This window comes from candidate division WOR-3 bacterium (assembly GCA_039802005.1).
Lineage (GTDB): Bacteria > Hydrothermota > Tepidihabitantia > SM23-42 > JAOAFX01 > JAOAFX01.
Window position 1 is genome coordinate 147,540 of record JBDRVV010000001.1, and the last position, 8,812, is coordinate 156,351.

The following is an 8,812-nucleotide window of genomic DNA, read 5'->3' on the forward strand; positions in this document are numbered from 1 at the left end:
AAAATAACGAAGCAGCGCTCATCGCATATCTAACTGCTGGATATCCCACACTTGAAAAATCAATGAGATACATTCAGACAATTGGGAAATATGCTGATATAATTGAAATCGGTATTCCTTTTTCAGATCCGATTGCAGATGGTAAAGTGATACAACATGCTTCACAAATTGCCCTGGAAAAAGGGACAAATTTATTTTCTATATTTGGCGCACTTGCAAAGATAAGGATTGATAAACCCCTTGTGATTATGTCCTATTTGAATCCATTGCTCTCTTTCGGTATTGATAGATTCTTTATGGAAAGCAGTAAGATCGGTATTTCAGGTGTGATTGTGCCGGACCTTGTGGTTGAAGAGACGGGATTATTAAAAAAATATGCTCATAAATACTCAATTGATCTGATTCAACTAATTGCACCTACATCAAATAAGGATAGAATAAATTTGATTGGTAAAATTTCTGATGGCTTTGTCTATTGCGTATCTATAACCGGTACAACAGGGATGAAAAAAAGTCTGCCTGATACACTTCCATTATTTATTCAGAGGGTGAAATCAATGGTGGATAAACCCGTGGTTGTAGGATTTGGAATATCAAGAGCAAGTCAAATAAAAGAACTGTGTAGATTTGCAGACGGCGTGGTAATAGGCAGTCGGATAATTGAGGCAATTAAAAACCGTGAGGATATGAACGCATTGTTGAAAAGTTTTAAAAGGTCCACAATTAGATGAATTTATATTTTGATATTTGTGACCTTTGAATAATCTATGTAAAGGAGGTTTTATGCTCGTTGTTATGCATAAAGATGCAACACAAAGACAGATACGAAAAGTTTGTAAACTAATAAAGGAAATGGGACTAACACCCCACCCAATAAAAGGTGCCCAGCGTGTAGCAATCGGCATAACCGGTAATAAAGAAATGGTTGATACAAGAAGGATAGAAAATCTGGAGGGTGTAATAAATATCATTCATGTTACACAACCTTATAAATTGACCGGCAGAGAAATGAAGCCCGATGATACAAAAATAAAGATTGGTAATGTGGTGATTGGTGGTAAAAAGGCAGTAATCATTGCTGGTCCCTGTGCTGTGGAGTCTGAAAGGCAGATGATTAATATTGCCAGGGCAGTGAAGTCAATCGGTGCTGATATGCTACGGGGTGGGGCATTCAAACCGAGGACATCCCCATACTCATTCCAGGGACTGGGTGAAGAAGGGCTGAAGATACTTGCTCGGGCAGGTAAAGAAAACAAACTGCCAGTCGTATCTGAGGTAGTTGATACAGAAATGTTTTCGCTTGTTGAAGAATATGTTGATGTAATTCAAATCGGAGCAAGGAATATGCAGAATTATGCCCTGCTAAAAAGGGCGGGTAAAAGTAAAAAACCAATATTATTAAAAAGGGGGATGGCTTCAACAATCCAGGAATTTCTACTTGCCGCAGAATATATTATGTCTGAAGGGAATTATAATGTTATTCTCTGCGAACGGGGGATAAGGACTTTCAGTGATTTTACAAGATTTACGCTTGATATTAGTAGTATTCCTGAACTCAAGAAAATATCACATCTGCCTGTTATTGTGGACCCAAGCCATGCGTCAGGAAAAAGAGATATGGTATTGCCACTTTCAAGGGCGGCGATTGCTGCAGGTGCAGATGGAATCATAGTTGAAGTTCACAACAATCCTGAAAGGGCACTTTCTGATGGCCCGCAATCTTTAACAATAAAAGGGTTTGAGATTTTAATGAATGAAATAAAAACGATTGCAAATGCAATCAACAGAATTTAATAGACCTTGACAGCTGTGCATTTTTCTTATATAATTTAATGAAAGGAGTGGCTATGCAGGAAATTATTAAAAATTCAATATTGGTTGGATTGGGTATCGCCGCCGTAGGGAGGAAAAAATTTAAAAAGGTGTATGAAACATTAAAGGATGAAGGTGAGAAATTCAGGGATGAAATCCCTGTGATCCAAAAACGGTGGCAGAGGATAGAAATGATTTCCGATAGAATGGAACAGATAGGGCAGAAAGTAATGCAGAGGTTGAATATTGCTACACAGAAAGAACTCTCTGAATTGAGTAAAAAAATTGAAAAGATTTTAAAACAAAAATCTGTTGTTGAGTAAAATTCATAATAAATGTTCATCAATCCATTCAGGCGGTTTAACCGCTATTTCCAAATTACCCACACACTCTTAAAATATGGATTTGGTGAATATGTAAAGACAATTCATCCCGCATACCTTCTTGCCCGTCTGGGAATTAAGAAAAGTAAGATTTCAATCCGTCCTATACCTGAACGCATAAAACTCGTCTGTGAGGAACTCGGTCCAACTTTTATAAAACTCGGACAGATTGCGTCTACAAGAACCGATATTTTTTCTGAAGAACTGACTGAGGTACTCAGTCTTTTACAGGATCAGGTCAAACCAGAACCATTTTCCATAATGAAAGGTGTAATAGAGAATGAAATTGGACCGATTAATGAGGTGTTTACAGAGTTCAATAAAAATCCGATAGGGTCTGCATCTATTGCCCAGGTATATTTTGCTAAATATAAAGATATTCCCGTTATTGTTAAGGTGCGCCGACCTAATATTGAAAAGATAATAGAACTGGATATTGATATGCTTAAAAGAATTATAACAATTGCGGAAATAAATATTCCCGGAGTAAAAGAAAGAAATCCTAAGGAAATGATTGATGCATTTGCACGAACTATATTTAAGGAAATTGATTTTTTGAATGAAGTGGCAAATGCCGAGAAGTTCAGCGAAAATTTTTCAAAAGATCCGAGGATAAAAATCCCTAAAGTTTTTAAAGAAATCTCTACCTCAAAAGTTTTGATTCAAGAATACATTGATGGAATAAAAATAACCGACCTTAAAAGAATAAAAGAAAATGGGATAGATCCCAGAATCATTGCTGAAAATGGTGCTGATATCTTTCTTAAACAAGTTCTCATAGATGGATTTTTCCATGCGGATCCCCACCCGGGGAATATCTTTGTGTTAAAAGACAATGTAATAGTACCGATTGATTTTGGAATGGTTGGTAGAATAACACCACAATTGAAAGAAAAACTTGTAGCTCTTGTCATTGGTGTAGTCAATCGTGATGCTTATCAGGTTGCACGGGTGATATTAAAGATGGGAATTGTAAATAAAAATGTAGATGTGAATATGTTTCAGGAAGATATTCTTTATATACTTGATAAGTTTGAAGGGAGGTCAATAAAACATATTTCAATAAAAGACTTTATAACTGATATAAATCGGGTCATTAGAAGGTATCAAATCATTATTCCACAGGACTTGCTTTATTTAGGAAAATCTTTATCCCAGCTTGAATCAATCGGCAGGGAACTTGATGAAGATTTTGATATCATAAATTTTGCAAGAAATTTTGCACACAGGCACCGTCTTGGTAGGGTATCATTCGATTTAATGATTAATAAAAGTAAAAAATGGTTTGAAGATATGATAAATGCAATATTTGACTTACCTGAGAATATAAACAATTTATTTGAAACCATAAAAAGGATTGATAAAAAAGAAAATGATAAAAAACCCGAAAGGTATTTGCACTGGTATCTTAGTGGTTTCGGAATAATGTTTATTTCGATGTTTATAATAATGGTGATAAACCATCCTGTAGCAAAAATTGCTGGTATTGCTGGAATTGTCGTTGCCTTTCTCATATTTATGATACAGTTATTGAATTCTTTTATTTCATATTGACACTTTTCCTTTTTTAAATATAATCGTCTGCTGAGGGATGTAAGGGAAGTGCCGTGAAAATCGGCCGCAGTCGCCGCTACTGTAACCCCAACCTTTTCCAAAAGAAAAGGGACTCTTTTAGCATTTAAAAGCCACTGCCCTTTTGGGTGGGAAGGCTGCTAAAAGAGTGGGGAAGCCAGGAGACCTATCCCCAGTAAATAGGGAAGTCCTTCGGACGAAAGGAGGTACCTTTTGATTTCCCTGATATTTTTAATTTCATCTATATTCTTTGTTGGGGACTCAACCTATGAGTTAGAACCATTATACATTACTGCCTCGCGTTATAAATTAGACATATTACATACTCCTTTCAATGTTGAACTTCTTCCTAAGGATGTGACTTCGCTTTCCGAACAACTGACAAAAATTCCAGGTATCTCTTTGCTTGACTATGGCAATCTTTCCACTATCTCTATAAAAGGACCAAATAGTAAATCTACCACAGTCTCTCTCAATGATATACCGCTGAACTCAGTCCAGTCAGGAGATTTTGATATCTCACTAATTCCTTCTTATTTTATAGAAGAAGGTTATATCACCAATATCAGTCTTGCTGGTTTGCATCTCTCCGGGAATCTTGGAAATACGGCGGCTCTTTATATAAAAGATAAAGAAAAGAGTGCATTTCTAAAAAATGGAAGTTTTGGAAAAATCGCATTTGGTAGTATCTTTGGTTGCTACTCAATGGCAGGTGGATTTTACATTGAAAAAAACAAGAATAGATATCCATTCAAGGATGAATTTAATAATCTCTATTACCGAGATAATGCCCAATACTGCCATTGTGCAGGTTATCTTATATCAAATTCGCCTGTTAGAATTAATCTCTTTTCCACATTTCGTGACGCTGATGTCCCCGAAAAATTGGGAAGTATTGCAGGACTGCCTCATAAAAACGAAGGTTCTATCGTCGGCTCAATTTTCTATGACACAAAGACTTTAAGAATCGGTAGTTATGGAAATTTTTACGCTCTTAATTATGAAGATACTATCTTTGGCAACGACCAACACAAAAGTTTTTTTGAAGGATTGGATTGTTCTTTTAAAACAGGAGAGCGAGATTGGGGATTTTACTTAACACAAGAACAGACATCATCGACAAAAATCGGACAGCACTCAAGAACTATTGCGGGGATAAATTACCTTCAGAGAACAAATATCAAATTTATATCCATTCTGCCTTCAGCAAAAATCGCAGTCGCAAATGACAAATCTTATGGAATGAGCATAGTATTACCATTTTCATTTTTCTTTAAGAATAACCTCGGGACATATCATAATATTTCAATTGGTTACAGATATCCAACGATGAATGAACTCTATTGGCCCGAAGATAATTTTTCTGAAGGTAATCCTGATTTAAAAAACGAGACTGAAATTACAATTGAATCTGGATTACGGAGACTTTCATCATACTATTTTAAATGTGGAGGATTTATTAAATTGGGCAGAGATATAATCGTTTGGATGCCTGACTATGATGGAAAATGGCGACCGTTCAATTCAGCCAAGTTCCGTGCATGGGGCACAGATTTTAGTGTTTCATTTATACATCCATTGAAAACATCTTTTGGTTATAGCTTTTTGTTTGCCAGAATTGATGAAGGCGTACTGCCTTACCGACCAAACCATAACATTATTTTTAATATTGAAAAATGGGGATTTTTTAGCGATTTCGTGTTTTTGTTAAAAAGGCCAGCAAATGCATCTGGTGTTTTGTTCTTAGAAGATATTTACCTTATAAACACAGGTTACCATTTGACCCGAAAGGTAATGAATCTCCTTTTAGCATTGGATCTCAGAATTAAAAATATTGTTAACAAAAATTACCAATTTGTTGAAGGGTACCCCCAGCCAGGAAGACATTACGAAATAACCCTTAAGATAAATTGGTGAAAGGAGAAAATATGAAAAGATACTACATTATTTTGTTTACCTTTCTTTACTTTTTGGCGTGTGCACATAAAGAAACAGGGAAAGGAGATGTTTATATTCTTCTTCAGAATATAAAGGGTGTTGATATATACGACCCCAAAGAAGATTCTCTTTATACCGGGGTCATTTTAACCGGAACTACTCCGAACTACCTTCTTTTCTCTGATGAACGGGGTTATATTGTAAACTCCGGCTTTGGTGGCACACCGAGTATTCAAGTTTTCAAAATTGAAAATAACGAATTGATTGCCACTTATCCGCTTCCTCAAGGTTCAAATCCTTATGCCGTTGCCCTGTTAGAAAATGAAATGTATATAACTTCGTATCTTTTTAATAAGGTGTACATCCTTAATGAAAATGGAACAATCACTGATTCTTTGAATGTGGGTCGCTCACCAGAAGGAATAATAAGTGATAGTAGTAGGATCTATGTTGCTTGTGCAAATGTTTCTTATGATACTGCGGGATATCCTGTGTATGGTGATGCATATCTTTATGTGATTGAGAATAGGAATGTAATAGATAGTATAAGGGTTGGCAAGAATGCCCAGTGGGTGCAGAATAACGGTAATGAGATTGTTGTCCTCTCCACCGGTGATTATGGAATGACCCAGGCGGGCAGGTTATACATCGTTCAGGATCGGCAATTGAAGGATTCCATTGATATCGGCGGTTCACCAGGGTATTTTGTGGTAAAAAACAGTAAGGCATATGTTGTGGGTTGGTCCGATTCTTTAAAGGTCGTGGATTTAAAAAACAAACAGGTCAATAAAATTTCACTTGATACTCTGGGCGGATTTATGGGCTGTGATGTTGATGAGGATGGAAGGATATTCGTGGTTCAGGGAGATTGGACTGGTCAGAATAATAATCTTATTGTTATAGAAAATGGTGTTATAACAAAGAGAATTCCCTTGGGAAATGCAACTGGTGCAAGTTTTGTCAGAGTAAAGGATTAAAATGTTGATATCCCTGGCTGGGGCATAAATAAACGAAGAGACCTAAGTGCCTGAGTGAAAAATGGTTAAGGGTTAAGATATTACCCCATTAGGATAGATTGACTATTTTAATAAAATTTATATAATATCTTATGCGCCCGTAGTTCAATTGGATAGAACGGCGGACTCCGGCTCCAATTCCACCCCTTTTTAATACCTCTGAAATTCCGTCAGAAATCGCACAAACATAGGCCAGTCCTTGATTTGCACAATTCTGTCCATTTTTGGGGAATTCTGTCTATTACCATACATTTTGGCACAAAAATGGCACAAATCTGGCACAAGGGGTCGGCGTAAACCGACCCCCATTGAATTTATTGCGAATCAAAATTTCTTTATTTAGCCAAAATGACTTTCTGATTAATCTTCTTACCCCCAGTTTCAAGCCTTACAAAACAAATTCCGTTGGAGATTTCCCCTCTCTGTTCATCAGTGCCCTGCTGAGTAATGTGGTTGGATTGCCCGCTTGTCTTATCATTCCATTGTTTAACCAATCTGCCTATTGCATCATATATTGAGAGATTGACTATTCCTGCTTTAGCAGTGCATATCCAATTATTATAAATTCCTCGGTATTTTTCAGTCTGCTTGAGAAACACTAACTTTTGAATCCCTTTTCGCCTCAATCGCCTTATTGCCTTTTGTGCCTTGTATTGCCCTCTCTTGCCCTCAATTGCCTTGAAGTGCCCTATCCGTGTTTCCTACTATACCTTTCACCTTAAACTTTTCACTATTCTACCACTCATAACCCTTCATACCCCTTAATTACCCAATTAGAAATAGAGGAGATACTTCGCCTTTATTGCCCCGACCTGATTTTGAAGTTGTAGTCCTCGCCCTTGATTTTCCCGGTAATCATTTAAGGCAATGTAAACCCAGCTCTTGGGCTTGAAGTTGTAAGAGAATAAAAAGCCAAAACGGTTGGATAAATATTCGGTTTTGTTAAAATCCGCTCCTGGTGTATTAAAGACAAATTCATTGAAGATTCCAAAGGTAATCGTTGGCGTGATTGTAAAATCTATCCTCGGTGTTGCTGAAGGCCAAATGGTGATGATTACATCTAAAGTATCCCATTCAAACCAGAAATAGGAATCAAAATTCATTGAAAGCCTCGGTATAATCGTCCAGTAAAAACCATGATAGGTGTCTGCCTGATACGCAAGAAATCGGCGATAGTAGTTATAAGAGTAGTTAATTTTAGCACCACCCCAGATACTATACTTTGATCCATTTCCCCAAATAGATAGATTCGCACAGCGAAACAAAAAGTTTGTATCTGCCTCACAATATGGACCTGCCTCAAGTTCTATATTACCACCCCAGTTATTCCTGAAATTGGGATTAAAACAGAAGAATCCCACTTTTGACCATTTGGTATTCCCAGGTTCCTGAATAACAATGCCACCAAAAGAAGTCCAGAGATTGCTTAAAAACCCTTTTTGATATGTTTTATATGGTCCGGTAAACAACATAATCTTCTTCATTCCTGCCCAAGGAACATAGCCAATATCCCGAACATCAAATGAATCCCCAATCACTTGGATACCAGAGAGCGTAAGAAAATTCTTTATAAATCCCATAAAACCAGATGTAAATCCAAATCCCCTTTTATTATTTTTGTCACTAAACGCACTCTGAATGATAAGTTGACTCGGTCCTGACCGATATACCCCATCAACACCAATCGCATAATTGTATGTATCACTATTCACCGCTGTCCCACTGAATAATATCCCCATATCCGAATTCTCTAAGACCTTATATTTTCCACGAAACACACCAAACCCACGCCTCGGCTCAATGACTATATTGTTATCTCTAACCTCATCGGTATAGGCACCAAATAGGCCATAGTTTAGTTTCTCTGATTTACTGGTCAATTTTAAGCCACCAATTATCGGTACAACTTCACCATCAACAGATTTACCAATCCTTCGGGAATAAAAGATTCTCAAAGGCGAGAAGAACCCTTTACCTTCACCAAAATCCGACATCCTGAATATCTCTGAACCCTCAATGAAAAAAGGCCTCCGCTCGCTCAAATATGTCTCATACCTTGATAGATTCAGAATAAATGGGTCGGATTCAATC

General features: G+C 37.0%; 8 protein-coding genes and 1 riboswitch. Of the genes, 6 read left to right on the top strand and 2 right to left on the bottom strand.

Annotated features, from left to right (window positions below; genetic code table 11):
• Positions 1-20: 20 nt before the first annotated feature.
• The 6 genes from trpA to ABIL69_00765 all read left to right on the top strand — a co-directional run bounded on the left by trpA (position 21) and on the right by ABIL69_00765 (position 6,682).
• Entirely contained in the window at positions 21-731 is a 711-nt protein-coding gene (gene trpA, locus ABIL69_00740; GenBank protein ID MEO0122517.1) for a tryptophan synthase subunit alpha, read from the top strand.
• A 52-nt stretch (positions 732-783) separates the two neighbouring features.
• The gene (gene aroF, locus ABIL69_00745; protein MEO0122518.1) at positions 784-1,794 is read left to right on the top strand and encodes a 3-deoxy-7-phosphoheptulonate synthase; all 1,011 of its coding nucleotides are present in this window, start codon (positions 784-786) and stop codon (positions 1,792-1,794) included.
• Positions 1,795-1,847: 53 nt separating this feature from the next.
• Positions 1,848-2,135, top strand: a complete 288-nt coding sequence (locus ABIL69_00750) for a hypothetical protein (protein ID MEO0122519.1) — start codon at positions 1,848-1,850, stop codon at positions 2,133-2,135.
• Between the two features lie 12 nt (positions 2,136-2,147).
• Entirely contained in the window at positions 2,148-3,749 is a 1,602-nt protein-coding gene (locus ABIL69_00755; GenBank protein MEO0122520.1) for an AarF/ABC1/UbiB kinase family protein, read from the top strand.
• Between the two features lie 18 nt (positions 3,750-3,767).
• A riboswitch (cobalamin riboswitch) is annotated at positions 3,768-3,956 on the top strand.
• Between the two features lie 24 nt (positions 3,957-3,980).
• Complete coding sequence (locus ABIL69_00760; GenBank protein ID MEO0122521.1) at positions 3,981-5,684, top strand: hypothetical protein; 1,704 nt, start codon at positions 3,981-3,983, stop codon at positions 5,682-5,684.
• A gap of 11 nt (positions 5,685-5,695) precedes the next feature.
• Positions 5,696-6,682 carry a hypothetical protein gene (locus tag ABIL69_00765; GenBank protein MEO0122522.1) on the top strand — a complete coding sequence of 329 codons (987 nt, stop codon included), beginning with the start codon at positions 5,696-5,698 and terminating at the stop codon, positions 6,680-6,682.
• A gap of 374 nt (positions 6,683-7,056) precedes the next feature.
• Here the strand turns inward: ABIL69_00765 and ABIL69_00770 are convergent, their stop codons facing one another.
• On the bottom strand, positions 7,057-7,320 hold the full coding sequence (locus tag ABIL69_00770) for a T9SS type A sorting domain-containing protein (GenBank protein ID MEO0122523.1): 264 nt from the start codon (positions 7,318-7,320) through the stop codon (positions 7,057-7,059).
• Positions 7,321-7,494: 174 nt separating this feature from the next.
• The coding region (locus tag ABIL69_00775) for a DUF5916 domain-containing protein (GenBank protein ID MEO0122524.1) at positions 7,495-8,812 on the bottom strand (1,318 nt) is incomplete at its 5' end.

Excerpts from the sequence above, each read along its gene's own strand:
- aroF (MEO0122518.1), top strand. The coding sequence starts at position 784 with ATGCTCGTTGTTATGCATAAAGATGCAACACAAAGACAGATACGAAAA.
- ABIL69_00750 (MEO0122519.1), top strand. The coding sequence starts at position 1,848 with ATGCAGGAAATTATTAAAAATTCAATATTGGTTGGATTGGGTATCGCC.
- ABIL69_00755 (MEO0122520.1), top strand. The coding sequence starts at position 2,148 with ATGTTCATCAATCCATTCAGGCGGTTTAACCGCTATTTCCAAATTACC.
- ABIL69_00765 (MEO0122522.1), top strand. The coding sequence starts at position 5,696 with ATGAAAAGATACTACATTATTTTGTTTACCTTTCTTTACTTTTTGGCG.